A 21321-nucleotide genomic window follows, 5' to 3' on the forward strand; every position below is an offset into this window, starting at 1 on the left:
AATGTTCATTTCGTTTCATATTTCATGAAGAAATTTCGGTCCGATTGACATTACGATTTTTAATGGTTTTAATTATCTTATACATAAAGCGAGCCAGGAAAGGAAAATCCAATCCATGTACATAGAATTCATTGCCACTACCATTGAAGATGTTATTTTAATCGAAAAAGCGGGGGCAGATCGCATCGAGCTGGTCAGTTCTTTAACGGAGGGAGGCGTAACTCCGAGTCACGCCTTGGTTGAAGCTGCCGTCCGTGCTGTAAACATTCCAGTCAACGTGATGGTAAGACCGCATAGCCAAACATTCTCTTATTCAGTAAGCGACCTGGAAATCATGAAAAATGATATCCGGATCATTCGTTCCCTCGGAGCCAATGGAGTCGTACTGGGTGTTTTAAATGAAGGAAATGAAATCCATCAAACATACCTGGAGGAGCTGATAGCGGAATGTGCCGGCTTGGAGATCACGTTTCACCGAGCCATCGATGATACGCCAGACCCCGTCCGATCAGCGGAAATGTTAGCTCGGTATCCTGAAATTACAACGATTTTGACTTCCGGAGGACACGGCGATCTCCCAAGCCGCATGCAGACGATTCAGCGGATGAAAAGCGTCTCTGGCAACATGGCGATATTGGTCGGAAGCGGGCTGAATAAGGATAACATCCTTTCGATATCTTCCGAATTGAATACCGATTACTATCATTTCGGTACGGCTGTGCGGAAAAACAACGGTCTCATTGAGGGCGTGGAGTTGGAAAAAGCGCAGGAAATCGTTAATTTGCTAAAAAAAGGATGACAAAGTGGAAAAGGGATCATTTCTTTGATCCCCTTTTTCATTTGACAGGAATCACAAAATCAAGTACATTCATTTATAGATAAACCGTATCTGTAATTAGGAGGTTGTTTTTTTTGCAATTCAGTATAGGAGTGGAATATGCGCTTCATTGCCTGACTTACTTTGTTGACACTCCTTCGGGGACAACGATTGGAGTTAAGGAACTGGCAACGTTTCAAGGCGTTTCCGAAACATACCTTTCCAAGATTTTTACAAAATTAAAAAAGGCGGGTATCGTGCGTTCCATGCCTGGTGTTAAAGGCGGCTATGAATTGGCCAGGCATCCGGGGAAGATTAATTTTTGGGATGTTATCGCAGCGATCGAGGGAACTCAGCCTTTTTTCCAATGTGCAGAGATAAGGCAAAAGTGTATCTTGCTCGAAGGAAAGGATAATGATCCCAAGAACTGTGCACCTTGTACAATCAACGTAGTCATGCTCGAAGCTGAAGAATTGATGCGCGATCATCTCAAGAGTAAAACGATTGCCTGGTTGAATGAAACGATACTATCCAAACAGAAGGGCCAACACGAAGAGGGAGTCAATTGGTTTCGGGAAGCATTGAACCGGCGATAAATGTAGCAATGGAACCTTCGTTCCAATGCTACGCTCCTAACAGTCAAAAATTTTTTACCCTTAATTACAGATAATAATTATCTATTATATATATAATTAGAAGGAGGAATTCATGATGAAACGAATCGTCATTATTGGTGGAGGCTTTGCAGGTGTGTGGAGTGCAATAAGTGCTGCACGACAATTGCATGAACGACAACTGGAACGTACGGAAGTGGAAGTGGTTTTAATAAACCGGGATCCTTATTTTGGCGTCCGTCCGCGCTTCTACGAACAGAATCCACAAAATTTGAGAATCCCTTTAAGCCAGGTCCTGGATCCGGTTGGAGTTCGCTTCATTGAAGGAGAAGTCGGCAAAATCGATACCAAAGGACAAAAAGTGTCGGTCCATCAAAAAGACGAGCAGATGGATCTTGCATATGACCGTTTGGTCTTTGCGGCCGGCAGTCAATTGGTGCTTCCTGATCTCGCTGGATTACGTGATTATGCTTTTTCCACGGATACATATCAGGAGGCGCTCAAACTTGATGATCATATCAATGGGTTGATTGACTCGGATAAAGTTGAAGGCAAATATACCGCGGTGGTTGTGGGTGCTGGTTTTACAGGAATTGAGATTGCCTCGGAAATGACGGCCCGCCTGAAAAAAGTGGCTAAGCAGGAAAATAAAGAAGCGGATGTAAGAGTCATCCTCGTGCAAAGAACGTCTTCCGTAGCTCCTGACATGGGGGAACATTCACGCCCGATCGTTGAAGAAGCTTTACGCGATATGAATATTGAAATCTATGTAAATGAAACAGTGAGTTCGATAGATTCAGAAGGAGTGACTTTACAATCAGGCGGACGGATCCCGGCATTAACGGCCATTTGGTCAGCAGGTGTTAAGGCAAGTCCGTTGGCGGCAGATTTCCCTGTAGAGAAGGATGAATTGGGACGCATGCCAGTCGATGCTAATTTGAAAGTGAAAGGATTGTCTTCCGTCTTCACTGCCGGAGATACAGCTCTTGCAATGACGGATGAAAATCATGCAGCCTTGATGACCTGCCAGCATGCCATGCCTCAAGGAAAAGTCGCTGGCCATAACGTTGTCTGCGACTTACTTGGAATTGAGGGGATCCCCTACAAACAGGAACAATATGTCACTTGCCTTGATTTAGGTCCATGGGGTGCCCTATTTACGAATGGCTGGGACCGCATTCCGCAATATCAAGGGGAAGAAGCGAAAAAAATAAAAATGAATATCAATCAAGCGGTCATTTATCCGCCTTTAACAGGAAAACGGGAAGACCTATTCGAAGCCTCGACACAAATCATTCCAGATACAAGAATATAATGGACTGTACAAAAAAGCGGCGGAAGCTTGTGGACTTCCGCCGCTTTTTCGTCTTCTGGTCAAGGAACCCCTACTTTTGATTAACGTCGGCAAAATGTGCCATCGCCTCACACATGAACTGGGCTAAGCCATCACCATATTGGTCGATATTTTTCGTGAAGCGTTGGTCATCGACGTACATTTGCCCTAATCCTTTGAAAGCGTCAAGTGAATATTTGCCGAAGTTATGGTTCAAGCAGTCATACCATTCCTTAATAGCTGCCTGTGCCTCTTCTGACTGAGGAGAGGCTGCCCGGATGGACGCAAGTTTTGTATATATGTCCGAAACGGCTTTTTGGGCATCTTTGGACAGCCCCGCCACTCTTGCATTCGATTCATCGACAGCTTCATCCCCCCATCGCTTGCGGGCTTCCTGTTCATATGGATTATGACTGAAGTCGAACCCTTCAAATTTTTCTTTGTCCGTCATTTGGATTTCCCCTTTCATATGCTTGATCGTCTTATCTACCGTATTGATCAATTTATCCAGCTGACTGCGCTTCTCTATAAGCATTTTTTGATGCTTTCTCAACGCTTCCTGCTTATTAAACGAGGCGCTGCTTATCATTTGTTTGATTTCCTTCAAAGGCATGTCAAGTTCCCTGAAAAACAGGATTTGCTGCAGCATCTCCAAATTTTCATCGGAATATAGCCGATAACCGGAATCGGTTGTTTCCTCTGGCGATAATAACCCGATTTCATCATAATAATGCAAGGTCCGCACACTGATGCCCACTAAATCAGCAAGTTCTTTCACTTTCATTGCCACTGTGTCTTACCTCCTTTCGTATCTTTTACTTTAAAGTATTACGCAACGTGAGGGTCAAATGGGAAAAAGAAGTTTTTTCTTCCTACTCACAAAAGCGAGCAAAGTCCATAACTGATCGCTTTATCCTTTACCCTGGATCTTTTTGGGGGAATATATAATCTTGATCAAGATGTCACGGTCCTTTAGTAAATGGGGAAAGAGGTGCGGGCATGTATCCTTTTACCGGAAGAAAAAAAGGAAGTCAAAAGAAGAAATGCACGATTGCACCCCATACATATTGAAAACGGATGGAGAAGCAGAAGCGGCAGAGATGTCTTCTCGAATCGCAGGAATCCTTCAGTCGCACCCTCAAGAGATGGTCTTTTTATGTATTGGTTCAGATCGTTCCACAGGAGATTCATTCGGAGCTTTAGCAGGAACGATGTTAAAGGAAAAACAAGTCCCTTATCATATCTTTGGAACACTATCAGAACCTGTTCACGCCCTTAATTTTAAAAATACTTTGAACGAAATAAAAACACCATTTACTGATCGCTATATTTTGGAATCGATGCGGGATTGGATACTGTCATGAATGTGGCCTTGGTAACCGCGAAATATCATTGGTAACACCGTCGTGAAAAATGGGAAAACCCCAATAAAGCATTAGCTATTTTGGGGTGTGAATTTGCTGTTTGGTTTGTGTTTGACCCGCACTTTTGCAACGACCATTCATCAATCATTATGCTTCTTACCCAATCTTTTATGCTACACCTGGATCATTAAAGTAAATAACCTCTGATAAAATCCTATCCCCTTCAATGTTACAATAAACCTCCCGTGCGGCTTGTTCCGTTTCAAATTCATACATGACGATACCTCTGCTTTTATAGAGTGTGATGATCCACATTAAGAAACCCTCCAATTATCAATGACATTTGGCCGTAAGATACGGCTACAGTCCCTTTTTTACTAAATGACTCCGATGATTATCGCGGCTATGGTCATGACAGTGACAGTCCCCAATGCCCACTTTATCGCGAACCGCTGGATATCCCTGAAATCCGTGCCAACCAAACCGATCAGCAAATGGGCTGCCGCCACCAAAGGACTCAGTACGTGTATCGGCTGACCTATCAAGGAAGCACGCCCTATTTCCGCCGCGCTGATCCCATAAGCATCAGCGGCTTGCGCGATAATGGGCAGCACACCAAAATAGAATGCATTATTCGACATAAAGAACGTGAACGGGGCACTGGCATACGCTACTATGACCGGTAAAAACGGCCCCAACGGTTCTGGGATCAGCGAGACCAACGTAATGGCCATCGCATCGATCATTTTCGTTCCGGACATGATGCCGGTAAAAATCCCGGCTGCGATGACAATTGACACGACGGCCAATGCATTTTTCGAGTGGACGGCGATTCGATCCTGCTGATCTTTCAAATCAGGATAATTGACCACTAACGCAATGGCGAACGCAACCATGAATAAAATGGTCAAAGACATGAAATCAATGATTAATGATGCCATCAGCACGACCGTTAAAATGAAATTGAACCAGACCAATTTCGGGCGGCGATAATCACGGGAAACGGTTGTTGCAGCTAATTCGGAATTAGCTTTCGAGTGATTATGCTGGATCTCTATTACGCCCAATCTCTTTCGTTCCTTTTTACCTAATATAAAGGCTGCAATAAGAACCCAAATGAGGCCAAAGCCCATGACAGGAATCATTGGCAAGAATAATTCAGATGCTTCAAGATTCAAAGAAGCCATGGCCATGGCAGAGGCTCCCCCCCACGGTGTCATGTTCATTACACCCATGGATAACATCGCTACGGTGGCTAAAATCAATTTGTTCATTCCCAGGCGTTTATACAGGGGCAATAGTGCCGAAACAGTAATGATGTAGGTAGTTGTCCCATCCCCATCCAAGGCGACGGTCATGGAGAGAATGGCTGTTCCCAATACTATTTTCAATGGATCCCCTTTTACTATTTTCAATATTTTAGAAATAAGAGGATCAAACAAACCGGAGTCTATCATTATTCCAAAATATAAAATGGCGAATAAAATCATGATGGCTGTTGAAGCAATACCTTCAACACCATCCTGCATCATCGGTCCCAGTTCAGTCAAAAATCCTCCAATCACTCCAAATATGATTGGCACGAGCATGATCGCCACTAGTGCAGATAGTCGCTTCGACATAATTAAATACATGAATACGGCAATCATGGAAAATCCTAAAATGGATAACATCTTCAAGCTCCCTTCTATAGTCAAACGTGATAGCGCTTTCTTTAGAGAGTATCATCCATTACGCATTCTTCACATATAAAGGAAATAATTAGAGTTTTTTTCATAAATGGAGTTTTGATCATATTTTTCACGCATGAAAATGAAAAACCGCTAAGGAGGAAGGCGAGTTCCATCATTAGCGGTTTTTTAGCTTATATTTTCTCTCAGGCCGTCCCACACCTCCATACAAAACTTCGACTTCCATTTCATTGCAGGAAACCAGATACTCCAAGTACCTACGCATGGTGGAATAACTGATGCCAACGAGTTGACCTAGTTCATCAGCATTTAAAGGGCCATTGACGTTTTGAATCTTATTTCTGACCATCTTCAAAGTATGCTTGTCAATTCCCTTGGGAAGAGAATTCATTTGGACATCAATTGCTGCAGGTGAATGACTTGGGGTCCGAAAAAGAGTATCGACTTTCTCCTGATTTACCAAGTTGTTATTCTCCAGCTGCTTTCTCGTCTGCTCGTATTGATTGAGCGTTGCAAGCAGCTTATCGATCATGATGGGTTTTATAAGGTAACCAAAAGCCCCGCCCCTGATTGCCTCACTGACTGTTTCGGTATCATTCGCGGCGGTGATCAAGATTACGTCAATCCCCCTGTATTCGCTCCTGATTTCCCGGAGAAGCTCAATTCCATTCATATCCGGTAAAAAGATGTCCAATAAAATCAAGTCCGGTTGGGCAACATCCAATATGTTTAATGCCTGCTTGCCTGTACTGGCGGTGGCAATGACAGTGAATTGATCTAGTTGATTGGTGAAATGTTTATATATGTTCACTGCATTTTCGTCATCTTCCACAATGACGACTGTAATCGGTCCTTTGGACATGCAGGCGCCTCCATTCATGCTTTTATATCCTTCGGTAAGGCAATCGTAAATCTCGCTCCGCCCAAGTTACTGCGATCAATATAAATTTGACTGCTTAAAAGGTCAATGGAATTTTTCACAATCGCTAAACCGATTCCATGATTTTCCCCAGTCTTAGTCGTATATCCATTTGTAAAAATAATATCTTCCATTCCTTGAGGGATGCCTGGACCGTTATCCTCAATATCAAATATAATTTCATTGCCTAAATCCGTAAATGAAACTTTGACCTTCCCCTTGTTTTTATTCCGTTGCCAGGCTGCCTCCATCGCATTATCAATGACATTACCAATAATGGAAACCAAGTGATGGGCATCCTCGGGCTTTAACGTGCTGTTTAAATTGCTTTCATGATCTATTTCCAGCATAACCTGCAATTCCTTTGAACGGTTTTTCTTCCCAAGTAAACAGGCTGCAATTAAAGGATCTTGAACCGATGACATAAGAAACGATATGATATCCTGCCTCTCCCTCACTTCAGATGAGATGATGTTCAATGCCCGATCATACTGTTTTAAGCTAAGCAATCCATAAATGGTATTCAATTTGTTTAAGAATTCATGGTTTTGGGCCCGCATATTTTCTGAAAAGGCCTTGATTTCCGAAAATTCTTCCGTTAATTGTTCAATTTCGGATACCGTCCTTATTGTTAACACGACGCCCCTGACGTCATTATGATTTAAGATCGGTGACAAATCCACAATGTACAGCTGTTGCCCTAAAAGTACCTTGCGATTGAACTTCCCCTCTTTTGTGCTGAATACATTTTTGATGAGTTTTGCTAAATGGCCATCTACAATCCGCTTTCCCACCATAAGCTGATGATCATGGAACAATTCACGTGCCCTTTTATTCATGGAAGTAACCTGTTTTCCAATATTGATCGTAATGGTGGCATTCCGGATAGCATCAAGTGCCGCTTCCCTTTCTTGATACAAAAAAGAAATTTCCTCCGGTTCTAAACCTAAAATAAGTTTTTTTAAGCGTCGAGCTATGAATATGGCCCATACGATTCCTGCCAGGATTGGGATCAGCGACAATTGAAAGATTTTCATTTTATAATTGGATAGTTGATTTTGCACATTCTCCACTAAAAAACCTACAGATGAAACACCGATGATCTCGCCTTTATCATCCAGGATAGGTGTCTTCGCCTTAATTGCCGGTCCCGATATCCCATTTCCTTGATAGATGATTGATTTGTGTTCATTGAATACTGCATCATTACTGGTTGCCGTAGGCTGCCCGATATATTCCGGATTAGGATGGGAGTAACGAAGTCCCTTACGGTTCGCAATGGTTACATAATCGGCACCTGTAGTATGACGGATTCTTTCCGATTCGGGCTGGATCACATCCGACGGATGATCCTCCTTGAATCCCTGGATGATCTTTGGGTTTTGAGCCGCTAATTTGGCCACGGTCATTGCTTGCTTGCCCACATAGTTTTCAACGATATCTTCCAGCAATGAAGAGAATAGAATACTCACAAGCAAGGTACTGATAAAAACTACGAAGATGATGAGTAAGGTCATTTGAGTTAATAAGTTCACTTTAAAATGTTTAACGTCCACTTTTATGCCTTTCAGCCTTTCCGTATTGATTGCTCATACTCGTATACTATTTTCTCCATTTTTCCTGTATGTAAAAATCCCTTCACCTGAGCAATAGAGCCTCCCATTCTTCCAATGAAAGCTTGTCGGTCATCTGCTTATACGCATCAGGGACGTCAACCGGACACATCAATTCCAAGCTATTGCCATCCGGATCTTGAAAGTAGACAGAGGCATTCCCTTGTTGCGGACGGACAAAAGGTTCGATGGATGTCCTTCCTCCAAAAGGTACCACTTCTATTTGCAAGGATTGGAGCCAAGCCATTGCATGTTTCATATTTTCATAAGTTACCCGAAAGGCGATATGCTTTAATGAGGGGTGATAAGGGGTTTTGTATTCTTTTCCTTCCCATAGACCGACCCAGCTTTTGTTCTCCTCTATCCAAAAGAAGGCTGTCTCTTCATCCCTCCAAGCAAGCTTCAAACCTATTTTCTTATAAAAATGAATGGAAACTTCCAAATCTTCGACTGGTAAATGCGCTTCATATAAACCTTCTATCATTATATACCATCCTTTCTCGCTTGGATTTCCCGCACAGCATTCTGATTGGAATCAAACTCATTGAACCATTTCTCCGCATAATCCACCGACTCTTTGATGGAGAAAAGGCGGCAACATGCTGAACCCACATATCCCTCTTTCAATTCATACTCTCTTTTGTAAAATTCGCCAACCTCCGTAAAAAGCTCTTCCCTGAATTCAAGTTCTTGATATTCCTTCCAAACCCGTTCCCCTTCCACTAACACGGGAGCGCCCAAGCTTATCACTTTTTTATATTCTATCCGATATTCAGCAAGATGGAAGCACGTCGTACTGTCGAATTGAGCCCCTAATTGCAAAACATATGATTCACGATCATACAGTTTCCCTAAAGGAGATCGTTCACCTAGCCCAAATTCCAAAGGATGCGGATAAAGGATTTTATCTTTATCCCTTCCCCAGGCTGTAAAGGAATAGTTCGGATGCTCACTTCTTTCCACTCCTGGGAAAGACCTGAACAATTCTGCGATTTGCCCCAATCCTCTTGTAACAGGGGTATATCGAGGGTCATATGCAGGCATGCTTTCTTTAATAACCTTCCACCAGGATTGTGGAACAGGGGGATTTCCCCATCTTGCAGGGTCGGATAGTTCGACGGATTGAGAAGGCATAACGATGGTTCCTTCTTCCGTAACAACTTCCATCAAGGCTTGAATGACCGCAACCGCTCCCCCATTCACCCATCCTATCGAGGATAAGGAGGAATGGACGAGTATCGTCATCCCCCGCTTCACTCCCAGCTTTCGTAAATCCGCTGCAATCGACTGCTTCGTTCTTGGGTATATTGAATATTCTATCATTTCTTTCATTATTGCATCTCCTAAAACTTTTTTTGTCCATGTGGGCTGTCCATTAAACGGATAAAAATGATTTATAGGTTCCTTTTATAATGGTAGAGTGTTAGCTTTTCACTGGAATCCGCACTGATTTCCTCACTAACGGAGATTCGTTCAAAGCCATTCTTCGCCAATACCTTTTGGGAGCCAATATTGACATTTGTCGTTTTGGCATGTAGCTGAGTCACCTTCATTTCCGGTGCCACCTTAACCAAAAGCTGTAAAGCCTCGTTTGCCACCCCCTTTTTCGTAAACGCTTCACCGATTCGATAACCGACTTGAGCCGTACCTTTAATTGGGTCGATATCCACAAGATTAATCCTGCCGACGATCGTTCCTGAGTCTTCCTTAATTAAATAACATGAGGAGATCGCATCCTCTTGTTCTTTTAATAATTCCATATGCCTGATCATAAACGTACCAAAGTGATAATAATCATCCCCCCGGCTTGAAATCGTTTGCTCGAAAAACGCTCGATTCTTGCACTCAAATGCATATAATTCATTTGCATCCTCTACATTCAGCCTGTCAATGTATATCTCCATCATTCCTTCATCCTTTCTAAAAAACACTAAGCAGCATATGCGGCCTTTTATATCATTCAAGAAAACCAACGGCTTATCCTTCCTGGGAACTATATAATGGAAGATTTGCACCCTAGCTTGTCCAGCTTCCTCTGGATGGGGATGCATTCATGAATTACTTGAAAAGTCAAAAATATATAATTTTCTTCTGGTAAAAAAGCAAGGGATGCTGTATCATATTCATTATTCGTATTAGGTTAATCGGAATTAGGGGGAATATATATGATAGGTTACGTGTTTTTAAATCTTGCCATAATGCTCATTCTTTTAGGCGTTTTATTCTACATGAATAAGAAACACATCTCTTTCACGAAAAAGGTCTTTACCGGGCTTGGATTAGGTATTGTGTTCGGCCTTCTTTTACAGTATTTCTATGAACCGCAGTCAGACGCAATCGTTAAATCGGTCGATTGGTTTAACATTGTAGGCTCCGGCTATGTAAAGTTCCTGCAAATGATCGTCATGCCGCTTGTTTTCATCTCGATCTTGTCCGCATTTACACGATTGAAGCTTACGAGCAATATCGGTAAGATCAGTGTGCTAATCATCGGAATCCTGCTTGGAACCACTGCGATTGCCGCAGCGGTCGGAATCACTTCGGCAACTGTCTTCAACTTGGAGGCCGTGCAAATCGAGCAAGGCGAAGCAGAGTTAAGCCGCGGAGATCAAATATCCGAGACATACGGAACCATTCAGGATAAAACGATGCCACAGCAAATCCTTGAGTTGATCCCGGCAAATCCGTTCCTCGATTTAACAGGGGCTCGCCCGACATCAACGATTTCCGTCGTGATTTTTGCTGCATTCCTTGGTATGGCCTATTTAGGGGTCAAAAGAAAGCAGCCGGAACATGCTGAATTTTTCGCAAAAATAGTAGATACATTGCATAGCATCACCATGCGCGTCGTAACGCTGATCCTGCGTTTGACACCATACGGCATCTTGGCGATCATGACCAAGACGGTAGCGACAAGTGATTTGGACGCGATCCTGAAATTAGGGAAATTCGTCGGAGCTTCTTATGCGGCACTGATTGTCATGTTCCTCATCCATTTATTATTGCTTACGCTTGCAGGGCTGAATCCAATGGTATATATGAGGAAAGCCTTCCCTGTATTGTCATTTGCCTTCACTTCAAGAACGAGTGCAGGTGCTCTGCCATTGAACATCCAAACACAGAAACAGCTAGGAGTTTCCGAAGGTATCGCCAACTTTGCCGGCTCGTTCGGCTTGTCGATCGGGCAAAACGGCTGTGCCGGCATCTATCCGGCCATGTTAGCGGTCATGATCGCACCAACAGTGGGCATCAACCCGCTTACGCCATCCTTCATTGCCATGTTGATCGCGATTGTAGCGATTAGCTCGTTCGGAGTTGCCGGAGTAGGCGGAGGGGCAACCTTCGCTGCCATCCTCGTCTTATCGGCAATGAACTTGCCAATCGCCTTGGCGGGTCTGTTGATTTCCGTCGAGCCATTGATCGATATGGGAAGAACGGCCGTGAATGTCAGCGGCAGCATGACTTCAGGTATCCTGACAAGTAAAATTACGGGAGACCTTGATAAGCAGCAATTCAGCCAAGAATCATCCTTGGAAGTGGAAGCAGAAATGTAAAGCGAAAAGGCACCAAACCTCCCCTAGAGGAAGTTTGGTGCCTTTTTCATTTATGATTGCACGTTTTTCAATTTCTTGAGAGTAATTCCACAATAAAGCAGGATGCCGAGCATCGTTATCAGGCTGCTCAACACCACCTTTACACTTTCCTGATAATGGGTGTTGTCCAATATAAGGGTGGGACCAAAAAGAAGGATGGGGATGATGATCGAAATCCACGTTCCACTCCATATGGATAAAATGATTAATATCGAAATAGCTGCTATCACGGCAACAACGTTACCTGTATTTTCAAGTTTTACAAAAGGTGTGCTATGTGTTCCACTGAGAATCATGACACTTGCAAACAACGCTATTGAAATTATGCCTAGGGTGGATAGGAGTACACTTTGCCTTACCATGGATAATGTGTGACTTGCCATATACCTAAAAGATATCATATAAACTACGATTGAAAGAGTTCCGGCCAAAGGATAACCAATGAGCTCCAAAAAAGAAAATTCGATTCCGCCATTTAGAGCTTTATCCATTATCAAATAAGAAGCTGCACCGAATAAAATCATTACGATATATTTTAGCGAGCCCATAAAATCAACCGGCATTTCAGCAGAAATTTGCTCCATATATTCTTTTGGGCTACTGCCTACAATATGTTCGACACTCTTATCGTTACTTTCAGCCTCTGTAAGGTGAACCTCCAGTTCCTCCATGATCTCCTCAATTTCATCCGTATTCTTTCCATTTGCAATAAGGTATAACCTGAGATTTCCCAAGAAATGCTGACTATCCTTGGACAACGACGTGTTCACACTACATTCCTCCTTCGTCCCTTACTATTTGATTTACATTGAAACTCAGCCAATTCCACCGTAAGTTGAAATTTATCCACCAAACTTTTTGATGTATCTACGAAATGCGTAAGATTCCCAATCTGACCAAGTTCCGACCACTTTTATCATTCGTGAACCAAGCTTTACTTGTGCATTTCCAGCTAATCGCCTAGATAAGATTCCATTTAAATAAGTACATGCAACATATTTCCTTGTTTCTTATATCTTCCCTTTATCACTCCAACACCATCAATGATAAGCGAATCAATGTTTTCAATCGGTATATAGTCTACTATCAGATGTAATTTATTTATGTTATGAATACCATCATCGACATGAGTAATAACCGGTTGTTGAATTAGAAAATCTTCATTGTTCATTCTTACTTTTATAAAGCTCTTATGTAAAAGCCTATCTTCTAAAGGAATGATATTCATCGGGTCAAAGGATACAGCAGTTATTTCCCCTTCAATATATACATGAATTCCTTCTTGTTTATTAAACTCTTCAAATGCTTTCCTTTTCTTTTCTATAGCCAGATTAACGACTTCCACAGTTTCAGTACCTATTTTCACATCAGCTATTGAAATTTCCATATAGTCACCGGCCTGCTGTATTAATAGCTCATATAATGTTTCCTTTTTATCAAAAAAACTTTCCATCCATCCTGGTGAGAGCTCGTTCAGTAACAAACAAATAAACAAACCGGAACTATAACAACTCCTTCTGATACTTGAGGTAGATTCATATTTGTTTATTAGCTGTTGTGCATACTTTTTTAGTACGGAATCGTCATCTATCGGTGCTTTTTCCGAATACGCTCTAAGTTCAACATACCACGCGGGTCCCTCAATCGTTTCAATCAATTTCTCATAGGTTAGGTATTCTTCAAACTTGGCTGTTCTTTTTTCCCTTAAGGCAATAAAAGTATGAATATAGTGCTTCTTCTTTACTATGTTATGTTCCAACAACGCACGATAAAGATTTGTTCGTTCCTGATTTCGTAATTCCACATTTTCTTGTGACAGGGGATATGTGACTCCCATCATTTCATCAGGAAACCGGTTTTCATCTTTTATATACTGATAGCCGTGAAATAATTCGTGAATTAATACGGAATATAAATCCTCGTAATCCTTATAAGAATCCAAATTAACAATTGCAGTGGGATATTCTTCATACAGAATCATTGTATCTCCAATAAACTGTATATCCCAGCTTAAAATATGATAGGTACATTGTGGATTGTTACTGAATTTAGGATGATTGAATAGATAAACATTTCTCTTGTCATATAAGGCATATGCAACAAGTTCAAAACCCGACCAATAATTCTCCAACTTCTCAAGAACCAAGTCTTCCGCAATTCGATTAAGATATTGAGGCACTTTCTTCCTCTCCTCCACTGTTTCCATTCATTTTAACACAAATTCCCAAATATATTTCCACACAAAAAAACACTGTAAAACATCAGCTCACGGGAGCGAATATTTTACAGTGGCTTTTTTTTCAATCATTTTTTCATTTGCCTTGCTGGAAAATGGTTTGCCTGATAAGCAGATATGGCTTGGAACATGTACTGTATGGCAGCGTACATTCCGCAAGCAAGGAGTATTCCCGCCAGGACATCCAGAACGGCATGCTGCTTCGTGAATAGGGTCGATAAGATAATCAGTGTTCCGAATGCCGTTACGCCAGCATGCTCCCACTTATGCTGCTCCCTCCGTTTATGAACGACGATCATCATGATGAATGTTGTCAGTACATGAATGCTGGGCAAGCAGTTGACGGGCTGATCATGACTATAAACGACGCGCATCAAATGGGCGAAGATATCATTTCCCATCACTTCCGGACGGGGGACTGTCGATTGCCAAAGGCAATAGATAAGAAAACAGACGAGCTTTCCCGATACTAAACTGCCTAATGCAACAAAATAGTGTTTACGGTCAACAAAACAATAGTAAATCAGCAATCCATAAATATAGGGATACCACAATAAATACGGAACGACAAATTCTTTAATAAAAGGAATCTCTCCATCTATCATTGTCGTAACATCGACAGCATGACCTGACGATTGATTGATGATCGAATAAATGGAACTAGTAAGCACCAGCAGCAATGAATACCATAGCGGGTGCAAGGGTAAAATAGAATTGTTTTTCATAGTTTGCGCCGACTTTCAATATTATGGTTATTTTCCAAGGATTATTATACTACATTTCTCGCTTAATGGACGCTTTATATGCGAATGTTAATGATTCCCTTGAACTACTGCTGCGCCAGATTTCCCATCCTTCCGAATGTCCGAAGCAAAAGCCATGGTCAGCTGCCATGGCTTTGCATGCTAGATTTTGTGATGACGTTTTTTCGATACATACGTTAAGGTAATAAAGATGTAAATGCAAAGGGTAATCATCGTGACGATCATCGACGTCGTGAAAATGATGCCGATCAAAATCATCAGTAATGCGATAATTGCAGCCCAGGTCGTATAGGGGAACCATTTGACCGCATAGGCACTTGGTTTTCCTTGTTGCTGCTTACGTGACTTCAAATGGGCGAAGGCGATGATCAACCAGATGAACAAGACCGTGTATCCTAGCGATCCCATCAAGAAATCGAAAGTCTTGCTGCCGGCAAATAAAGAAATCAATACACCGATATATAAAGCGGACGTACACATTAGAATTGCGTATACCGGGACCTTCTTCTTGGATAAGCGGGAGAAGATTTTCGGGATGCGACCGTCCACGGCTTGTGTATACAGGACGCGGGATGAACCATATAACCCTGAGTTCATCGATGATATGATCGCCAGTAAAACAACGGCGTTCATAATGTGGTCGGCGCCTGGAATCCCTATCATTTGAAAGACCATCACGAACGGACTTTCCGGTACACCGTTCACCTCGTTCCAAGGAATCAAGCTGACGATGATGAAAAATGGGATGATATAGAAGGAAATGATCCGTATCAATGTACTGCGAACCGCTTTTGGAACCACTTTTTCAGGGTTTTTCGTTTCCGCCAATGTGACCCCGATAATTTCCGTGCCACCATATGAATAGATGACCACCAACATCGCCGTAATCAATCCCTTCGATCCATTCGGGAAGAAACCGCCGTTGTCAGTCAAGTTGGAAAAACCGACTGCAGCATGGTCGCCAAACGTTACAAGCAATAACAATAATCCAGCCAGGATGAAGACAATGATGACGGTGATTTTAATTAAGGCAAGCCAATACTCCGTTTCCGCAAAAACCTTTACCGACAGCAAGTTAACCGCCGTGACTAACACGGAAACAGCTAACGCCAACATCCAGATTGGATATCCAGGCAGCCAATATTGTATGAAGATCGCCGCAACGATCGATTCCGCCGTAATGTTCAATACCCACATCTTCCAGTAGATCCAATCCAGGAAGTATGCTGGATACTTTCCTAAAATCGACTGAACCAAATCCCGGAATGTTCTTGCACCGCTATTTGCAACCGCCATTTCAGCTAAACCCTGCATGATGAATAAAAGGATGATCCCTCCTATCAAGTATGCAAGGATGACGGCCGGTCCTGCCATATCAATCGCTGAACTGCTCCCTTTAAATAAACCGGCACCGATTGCCCCGCCTAATGCCATCATCGTAATATGCCGTGAAGTCATGGTCCTCTGTAAATTCCTTTTGTCCGTTTCCATATCCTTACCTCCCAAAATATCAAAAAAAGCATATCGTCTCTTCCTTCATAATCAAATGAAGAAAGAGACGATATGCCTTATGCTTACCGCGGTACCACTCTTTTTGGCTCTTTTAGAACCCTGCTCTCAAACCCTGTAACGAAGGTTACCCGTCAAAACAAAGAGAAAAAGATAATCTTTACCCCCTTGCTTTACCACTCCCAGGCAAGTTCAAAGTCTCATTGGACTGCGTTGCACCACCCCGCAGCTCTCTTTACCGAATGATGAGCTTTTACTACTCCTGATCATTGCGTTTCAAAAAATTATATCTGAATATTTTTATAATATTCAATACTATACGGACTCCGAGTAGCTTTGTCAATAACTTTTTTAGGATAGTATTTTAAGAGGCGTAAATATTAGCAAATTGTGGTTGCACGCTGTATGGAACCAGTCAAATACTATTCGAAATAAAGCTTGTTGTTATATCTGGGAAAACCACTTTACTTTCCATGCAATGGACAGCAAAACGAGAGGCACGAGACTCCTGCGGGAAATGCGGTCTAGGGGAGACAACCGCAGGCGCAAGAGCCGAGGTGGCTTCCCCGACCGCCCCCGGAAAGCGAGTGCCTGAAGTGGAAAGGAACCGCCTAAGGTATCAAACCATTGAATTTGTGAGCGATCAAAATCTATCTGCGTTTTCACGCAAAGTGGATTGGAACGGAAGGGGCGAGACTCCTGCGGGAAATGCGGTCTAGGGGAGACAACCGCAGGCGCAAGAGCCGAGGTGGCTCCCCTACCGCCCGCGGAAAGCGAGTGCCTGAAGTGGAAAGGAACCGGCTAAGGTATCAAACCATTGAATTTGTGAGCAATCAAAATCTATCTAGTTTTTTCGCAAAGTGGAATGATTCCGAATGTGGGAGATCCGTTTGGCATGATTTATTTAAAACGATTCATCAAAAAAGAGGATATACCGCAAAGCTTTAAGCGGCCATCCTCTTTTCGTTTTTTATGTATCATCCAAGAACTCAAAAACCCGTAAAACCGCCGAATACACGGTTTGTCAGGAAAGTCGTGATGTTCGTCATCCAATCAAAAAACAAGAAAATCCCCATAACGATCGTGAGATATCCGCCCATTTTAGTTAATCCATGACTATACTTCCTGATCCAGCCTGATTTGCCGATGAAAAATGACATGATGAAGAATGGGATGGAAAATCCAAGAATATAAGCAATCATATAGAGCAGGCCTTGTCCCGTATATAAACCGAGAGCCATGACTGCCCCCAAAATCGGACCGACACATGGAGTCCAGCCAGCAGCGTAGCCAATACCAATCAGTATCGAACCGATATATCCCGATGGCCGGTTTTTAAAATGGATTTTCCTATCCTTCATCAAGAATTTCGGCTGGAAAAATCCGATGAGGATCAGTCCGAACATGACGATCAATATAGCCCCTGCCTGCCTGATCAAATCAATATATTCATAAAAAAGGTCATAAAAAATCGTGGTCGAAAGCCCAAGTACCACAAATATGATGGAAAACCCGACCAAAAAGAAAAAGGTATGAAGCAATGCCTTTCGATTGAAGGTGTTGCTTCCTTCTTTTAACTCACTAACTGATAAACCTGTAATATAAGATAAAAAGGCAGGATATAACGGTAAACAACATGGAGATATAAACGATAGTATGCCCGCACTGAATGCCAAAAAAATAGTTAAATCCATCTGCCAAATCCCCCCTCGGCTCCTCTATTTTCCGCGACTCTCGTAAACTACCAACTATCCAGCCCTAACCATGATGCCGCAACCATCAGCACCCCGATCACGACCACTGCAACGGGTCCCACAATAAATAATCCAAATAGCAAAGACACCACTGCGTCCAAAAAGGTTCGAACGACACCTGGCTTTTCCTTTCTATTCGCTTGCTCAGTCAATAAGTCTTCCAGATGGCTGACCTTTTGCTTTAGCTCCTGTAATTCTTGAACCACTTTTGTATCCTGATCGATCACTCCCATACATCCCTCCACGTTAACATTTAGTGTTAATTTTATCATCTTCATCCATTTATAAAAAGGTAAAGTAACTATTTTCCAGCAATAATCAGATTTCGGCTGAATTGACCATAAAACTTTTTTTTCAAAATCTGTCATCAATGTTACAATAGCAAGGTTGAACCCATCCAATCTATAGAACAGGCGAGGTATCATTTTTTTTATGAAAGCTTTACGATTATTAAAAAGTTTTAACTTTTTATATTTTGGACTGCTTGCCATTTTCATTCCATTTCTTCCCGTGTACTTGGCAGATCAAGGCTTGCGGCCAGCCCAAATCGGATTCATCATCGGTACAGGAGGATTTGTCACCCTGATTACCCAGCCATTATGGGGAATGATCAGCGACAAAACGCGGACGATCCGCAAAGTCCTGTTGTTACTCATTTTTTTCTCAAGTGTAATCGGTTATTTTCTATATGACTCAAGCAGCTATCTCCAGCTGATCCTGTTTGCCATGCTGCTTTATTTCTTTTTGATGCCGATCGATCCCCTGACGGAAAGCCTTAACTTTACGATTGCGGAGAAATCAGGAATCAGCTATGGCTCGATCCGGACTTATGGCGCATTGGGTTATGCGGTCATATCGCTGATCACTGGCTATGTGATGTCCTATTTCGGAGCAAACAGCCTGGCCTTTCTTTTTGCCGGGATCGGGCTGATCAGCTTCATCATTAGCTGGATGATGCCGGATGCACCGGTGTCGGGGAAACCTGTCACCTTGAAGAGCCTGAAGCACTTTTTCAGCAATAAGGAGACGCTGCTTTTTTTATTGTTGGTGTTTATCTGTGCTGTTCCAGCAAGAATGAATGATACGTTCCTTGGTGTGTATATCCGCGAGCTTGGAGGAAGCGCCAAGCTTGTCGGCTTGACCTGGTTCCTGGCGGCAGGAAGTGAAATCGTCGTATTCGCCCTAAGCTTCTGGTGGCTGCGCAAAGGCAAGGAAATCATCATCATTTCGTTTGCAGCGGCGTTTTTCTTTATCCGCTATTTCGTCTCTGCCTGGATTACCGATCCGCATCTGCTGGCTTATTTGCAGGTCTTGCAAATACTGACTTTCCCGATATTCTATTCTGCGGCGATTCAGTACCTGTACCGCATCGTTCCGGTGGAGTGGCGCGCTACAGGCCAGACTGTCCTGGCGCTATTATTCTTCGGGGTATCAGGGATCATCGCTTCTTATGTAGGCGGATCCATTTATGAGGCATTCGGAGGCAAGACTTTATACTTGTTCATCTCCTCGATATCCTTTATCGGCATGGTTTTCGCCTTGGTGCTTTATCGCATATACGGCACAAGGCTTGATACGGCAGAGGAAGCTTGATTGAACTGTAAAGTTCTACGGTTTCTCCTTAATATGGAATAGAGTCATTGTAAAAAACACTGAATCGTTTATTACAGATAAGTGTAGACGATTCAACTCATCCAGTAAAAAAGTAAGCATCTCAAACCTGAAACGCCCCATTTCAAAACTGGAATTATTTTCCTCTGACTTTGTATTACTATAAAGTTATGAATGAAGTCCCTTTTACTAAAGAGGTGTTTTAATGTCGAAATATCGTTTATTCCACACTCTTATCAGTGTCATGTTCTTGGCGTGCTTTCTATATAGTGTCTACACCAGAACATCTGAAGCCTTCATAATGACCATTATTGTTGGAATCGTTGGAATCGGTTTATTGTTGGTTAATCATAAGCTGAATAAAAAGAGTGAAACATAAGGACTGGGGCTACAAGAATCCAAGAGGGGCTAGGTTTATCATCTCCCGTTCACAGACGTTGTATGGCGATTTCCCGCCTTCTCTAGTACTGCCTAGAACCATAAAAAAAAGGGGCTGTCTCATAAGTCCGATTTAGACTGATTGACACCCCATCATTAAAATCAAGATGCTGATTTAACAGCAATCTTGATTTTTTCATTTGTTCTTTTCGGCTGATTTATCCTTTTGGCATGGCCCTTTTTTTCTTTATTGTTCATCATCGACGAGTGAATGCTTAAATGCGTAAATCACCGCTTGGGTACGGTCCTGCACATCAAGCTTACTTAATATATTACTAACATGCACCTTGGCCGTTTTCAGGGCAATGTATAGTTCATCGGCTATTTCCTGATTCGTTTTCCCTTGTGTCATTAAAAGCAGGATTTCCATTTCACGGTTTGTCAATTGTTCATGCAGCTCGTTTTTCTTCGGGCGGCGTAACTTCTCCATCATCTTCCCGGTCACCTCAGGCTCCAGTACGCTTTGTCCTTGGAAGGTGGACCGGACGGCTCTGGCAATTTCGCTTGCCTTCGAGGTTTTCAGCATATAGCTCGTTGCCCCGGCTTCCAAGGCCGGATACACTTTTTCATCATCCAGAAAGCTTGTCACGATGATGATCTTGGCTTCGGGCCATTTTTCGATAATTCGCTTCGTCGCTTCTATGCCATCCATTTCCGGCATGACCAAATCCATCAAAATGATATCCGGACGCAATTCCAAAGCCAGTTCGACTGCCTTCAAACCATTGTCCGCTTCCCCGATCACTTCGATGTCCGCTTGGGCCGTTAAATAGGCCGACACCCCAATCCGAACCATTTCATGGTCATCGACAAATAATACTTTAATCATCCTGATCACCTCCTGTATGTATCAAGGGGATTTTCACCTCGAGCTTTGTCCCTTTATTCGGAACGCTTACGAGCTGCATGGTCCCCCCCAACTCTACGGCCCGCTCATGCATGTTTTGCAGTCCGTAAGATCCGGCTTTTGCATCCTCCGTGTTAAAGCCGATGCCATCATCCGTGATCCGGAAAATGATCAAGCCATCACGAACGATCAATAGCACTTCAAGCGAGGTCGCCTTT

Annotated in this window: 23 protein-coding genes and 1 other annotated feature; of the genes, 7 read left to right on the forward strand and 16 right to left on the reverse strand. The window is 42.7% G+C overall.

Annotated features, from left to right (window positions below):
• Nucleotides 1-115 precede the first annotated feature (115 nt).
• From CVN76_RS15820 to CVN76_RS15830, 3 genes are all read left to right on the forward strand, one after another.
• A complete protein-coding gene (locus CVN76_RS15820; protein ID WP_100532075.1) occupies nucleotides 116-799 on the forward strand; it encodes a copper homeostasis protein CutC in 684 nt (227 codons plus the stop codon).
• A 113-nt stretch (nucleotides 800-912) separates the two neighbouring features.
• The gene (locus CVN76_RS15825; protein WP_100532076.1) at nucleotides 913-1413 is read left to right on the forward strand and encodes an RrF2 family transcriptional regulator; all 501 of its coding nucleotides are present in this window, start codon (nucleotides 913-915) and stop codon (nucleotides 1411-1413) included.
• Between the two features lie 112 nt (nucleotides 1414-1525).
• On the forward strand, nucleotides 1526-2746 hold the full coding sequence (locus CVN76_RS15830) for an NAD(P)/FAD-dependent oxidoreductase (protein WP_100532077.1): 1221 nt from the start codon (nucleotides 1526-1528) through the stop codon (nucleotides 2744-2746).
• Between the two features lie 70 nt (nucleotides 2747-2816).
• On the opposite strand, the gene CVN76_RS15835 is transcribed toward CVN76_RS15830, so the two are convergent.
• Nucleotides 2817-3554 carry a MerR family transcriptional regulator gene (locus tag CVN76_RS15835; RefSeq protein ID WP_100532078.1) on the reverse strand — a complete coding sequence of 246 codons (738 nt, stop codon included), beginning with the start codon at nucleotides 3552-3554 and terminating at the stop codon, nucleotides 2817-2819.
• Between the two features lie 169 nt (nucleotides 3555-3723).
• On the opposite strand from CVN76_RS15835, the gene CVN76_RS15840 reads away from it, so the two are divergent.
• On the forward strand, nucleotides 3724-4128 hold the full coding sequence (locus tag CVN76_RS15840; RefSeq protein ID WP_232732278.1) for a DUF1256 domain-containing protein: 405 nt from the start codon (nucleotides 3724-3726) through the stop codon (nucleotides 4126-4128).
• 168 nt (nucleotides 4129-4296) lie between these two features.
• On the opposite strand, the gene CVN76_RS31460 is transcribed toward CVN76_RS15840, so the two are convergent.
• From CVN76_RS31460 to CVN76_RS15870, 7 genes are all read right to left on the reverse strand, one after another.
• On the reverse strand, nucleotides 4297-4443 hold the full coding sequence (locus CVN76_RS31460) for a hypothetical protein (RefSeq protein ID WP_185113077.1): 147 nt from the start codon (nucleotides 4441-4443) through the stop codon (nucleotides 4297-4299).
• 62 nt (nucleotides 4444-4505) lie between these two features.
• Entirely contained in the window at nucleotides 4506-5801 is a 1296-nt protein-coding gene (locus CVN76_RS15845) for a CitMHS family transporter (RefSeq protein WP_100532079.1), read from the reverse strand.
• Between the two features lie 175 nt (nucleotides 5802-5976).
• Nucleotides 5977-6681 carry a response regulator gene (locus CVN76_RS15850; protein WP_100532080.1) on the reverse strand — a complete coding sequence of 235 codons (705 nt, stop codon included), beginning with the start codon at nucleotides 6679-6681 and terminating at the stop codon, nucleotides 5977-5979.
• Between the two features lie 14 nt (nucleotides 6682-6695).
• Nucleotides 6696-8294 (reverse strand): ATP-binding protein, encoded by a 1599-nt coding sequence (locus tag CVN76_RS15855; RefSeq protein WP_232732273.1) that lies wholly within the window; start codon nucleotides 8292-8294, stop codon nucleotides 6696-6698.
• An 82-nt stretch (nucleotides 8295-8376) separates the two neighbouring features.
• Nucleotides 8377-8835 (reverse strand): VOC family protein, encoded by a 459-nt coding sequence (locus CVN76_RS15860; protein WP_100532082.1) that lies wholly within the window; start codon nucleotides 8833-8835, stop codon nucleotides 8377-8379.
• Nucleotides 8835-9683, reverse strand: a complete 849-nt coding sequence (locus CVN76_RS15865) for an aminoglycoside N(3)-acetyltransferase (protein WP_100532083.1) — start codon at nucleotides 9681-9683, stop codon at nucleotides 8835-8837. The genes CVN76_RS15860 and CVN76_RS15865 overlap by 1 nt, the downstream gene beginning before the upstream one ends.
• A gap of 62 nt (nucleotides 9684-9745) precedes the next feature.
• The gene (locus CVN76_RS15870) at nucleotides 9746-10258 is read right to left on the reverse strand and encodes a GNAT family N-acetyltransferase (RefSeq protein WP_232732275.1); all 513 of its coding nucleotides are present in this window, start codon (nucleotides 10256-10258) and stop codon (nucleotides 9746-9748) included.
• A 258-nt stretch (nucleotides 10259-10516) separates the two neighbouring features.
• Here CVN76_RS15870 and CVN76_RS15875 point away from each other — a divergent pair, with 258 nt between their 5' ends.
• Nucleotides 10517-11905: an L-cystine transporter gene (locus CVN76_RS15875; RefSeq protein WP_100532084.1), complete on the forward strand. Its 1389-nt coding sequence runs from the start codon at nucleotides 10517-10519 to the stop codon at nucleotides 11903-11905.
• Nucleotides 11906-11955: 50 nt separating this feature from the next.
• On the opposite strand, the gene CVN76_RS15880 is transcribed toward CVN76_RS15875, so the two are convergent.
• The 6 genes from CVN76_RS15880 to CVN76_RS15910 all read right to left on the reverse strand — a co-directional run bounded on the left by CVN76_RS15880 (nucleotide 11956) and on the right by CVN76_RS15910 (nucleotide 18440).
• Nucleotides 11956-12714 (reverse strand): HAAS domain-containing protein, encoded by a 759-nt coding sequence (locus CVN76_RS15880; protein ID WP_100532085.1) that lies wholly within the window; start codon nucleotides 12712-12714, stop codon nucleotides 11956-11958.
• Between the two features lie 206 nt (nucleotides 12715-12920).
• Nucleotides 12921-14123: a hypothetical protein gene (locus CVN76_RS15885; protein WP_100532086.1), complete on the reverse strand. Its 1203-nt coding sequence runs from the start codon at nucleotides 14121-14123 to the stop codon at nucleotides 12921-12923.
• 125 nt (nucleotides 14124-14248) lie between these two features.
• The gene (locus tag CVN76_RS15890; protein WP_100532087.1) at nucleotides 14249-14905 is read right to left on the reverse strand and encodes a phosphatase PAP2 family protein; all 657 of its coding nucleotides are present in this window, start codon (nucleotides 14903-14905) and stop codon (nucleotides 14249-14251) included.
• 180 nt (nucleotides 14906-15085) lie between these two features.
• Nucleotides 15086-16435, reverse strand: a complete 1350-nt coding sequence (locus CVN76_RS15895; RefSeq protein WP_061141905.1) for an amino acid permease — start codon at nucleotides 16433-16435, stop codon at nucleotides 15086-15088.
• Nucleotides 16436-16495: 60 nt separating this feature from the next.
• Nucleotides 16496-16732: a binding site (T-box leader), on the reverse strand.
• 710 nt (nucleotides 16733-17442) lie between these two features.
• Entirely contained in the window at nucleotides 17443-18147 is a 705-nt protein-coding gene (locus tag CVN76_RS15905; protein ID WP_100532089.1) for a cytochrome c biogenesis CcdA family protein, read from the reverse strand.
• 47 nt (nucleotides 18148-18194) lie between these two features.
• Complete coding sequence (locus tag CVN76_RS15910) at nucleotides 18195-18440, reverse strand: hypothetical protein (protein ID WP_100532094.1); 246 nt, start codon at nucleotides 18438-18440, stop codon at nucleotides 18195-18197.
• A gap of 199 nt (nucleotides 18441-18639) precedes the next feature.
• On the opposite strand from CVN76_RS15910, the gene CVN76_RS15915 reads away from it, so the two are divergent.
• Both CVN76_RS15915 and CVN76_RS31065 read left to right on the forward strand, forming a co-directional pair.
• Nucleotides 18640-19800, forward strand: a complete 1161-nt coding sequence (locus tag CVN76_RS15915) for an MFS transporter (RefSeq protein WP_061141902.1) — start codon at nucleotides 18640-18642, stop codon at nucleotides 19798-19800.
• Between the two features lie 223 nt (nucleotides 19801-20023).
• Complete coding sequence (locus CVN76_RS31065) at nucleotides 20024-20197, forward strand: hypothetical protein (protein ID WP_157805678.1); 174 nt, start codon at nucleotides 20024-20026, stop codon at nucleotides 20195-20197.
• Between the two features lie 246 nt (nucleotides 20198-20443).
• Here the strand turns inward: CVN76_RS31065 and CVN76_RS15920 are convergent, their stop codons facing one another.
• Nucleotides 20444-21085 (reverse strand): response regulator transcription factor, encoded by a 642-nt coding sequence (locus CVN76_RS15920; RefSeq protein WP_100532090.1) that lies wholly within the window; start codon nucleotides 21083-21085, stop codon nucleotides 20444-20446.
• On the reverse strand, nucleotides 21078-21321 hold a 244-nt coding region (locus CVN76_RS15925), incomplete at its 5' end, for a sensor histidine kinase (RefSeq protein ID WP_332850644.1). The genes CVN76_RS15925 and CVN76_RS15920, both read right to left, overlap by 8 nt.

This window comes from Bacillus sp. mrc49, from assembly GCF_002803435.1.

Coding starts and splice junctions, on each gene's coding strand:
- CVN76_RS31065 (WP_157805678.1), top strand. CDS start 20,024: ATGTCGAAATATCGTTTATTCCACACTCTTATCAGTGTCATGTTCTTG.
- CVN76_RS15915 (WP_061141902.1), top strand. CDS start 18,640: ATGAAAGCTTTACGATTATTAAAAAGTTTTAACTTTTTATATTTTGGA.
- CVN76_RS15830 (WP_100532077.1), top strand. CDS start 1,526: ATGATGAAACGAATCGTCATTATTGGTGGAGGCTTTGCAGGTGTGTGG.
- CVN76_RS15860 (WP_100532082.1), bottom strand. CDS start 8,835: ATGATAGAAGGTTTATATGAAGCGCATTTACCAGTCGAAGATTTGGAA.
- CVN76_RS15910 (WP_100532094.1), bottom strand. CDS start 18,440: ATGGGAGTGATCGATCAGGATACAAAAGTGGTTCAAGAATTACAGGAG.
- CVN76_RS15890 (WP_100532087.1), bottom strand. CDS start 14,905: ATGAAAAACAATTCTATTTTACCCTTGCACCCGCTATGGTATTCATTG.
- CVN76_RS15920 (WP_100532090.1), bottom strand. CDS start 21,085: ATGATTAAAGTATTATTTGTCGATGACCATGAAATGGTTCGGATTGGG.
- CVN76_RS15840 (WP_232732278.1), top strand. CDS start 3,724: ATGTCACGGTCCTTTAGTAAATGGGGAAAGAGGTGCGGGCATGTATCC.
- CVN76_RS15870 (WP_232732275.1), bottom strand. CDS start 10,258: ATGATGGAGATATACATTGACAGGCTGAATGTAGAGGATGCAAATGAA.
- CVN76_RS15850 (WP_100532080.1), bottom strand. CDS start 6,681: ATGTCCAAAGGACCGATTACAGTCGTCATTGTGGAAGATGACGAAAAT.
- CVN76_RS15875 (WP_100532084.1), top strand. CDS start 10,517: ATGATAGGTTACGTGTTTTTAAATCTTGCCATAATGCTCATTCTTTTA.
- CVN76_RS15865 (WP_100532083.1), bottom strand. CDS start 9,683: ATGAAAGAAATGATAGAATATTCAATATACCCAAGAACGAAGCAGTCG.
- CVN76_RS15845 (WP_100532079.1), bottom strand. CDS start 5,801: ATGTTATCCATTTTAGGATTTTCCATGATTGCCGTATTCATGTATTTA.
- CVN76_RS15905 (WP_100532089.1), bottom strand. CDS start 18,147: ATGGATTTAACTATTTTTTTGGCATTCAGTGCGGGCATACTATCGTTT.
- CVN76_RS31460 (WP_185113077.1), bottom strand. CDS start 4,443: ATGTGGATCATCACACTCTATAAAAGCAGAGGTATCGTCATGTATGAA.
- CVN76_RS15895 (WP_061141905.1), bottom strand. CDS start 16,435: ATGGAAACGGACAAAAGGAATTTACAGAGGACCATGACTTCACGGCAT.
- CVN76_RS15820 (WP_100532075.1), top strand. CDS start 116: ATGTACATAGAATTCATTGCCACTACCATTGAAGATGTTATTTTAATC.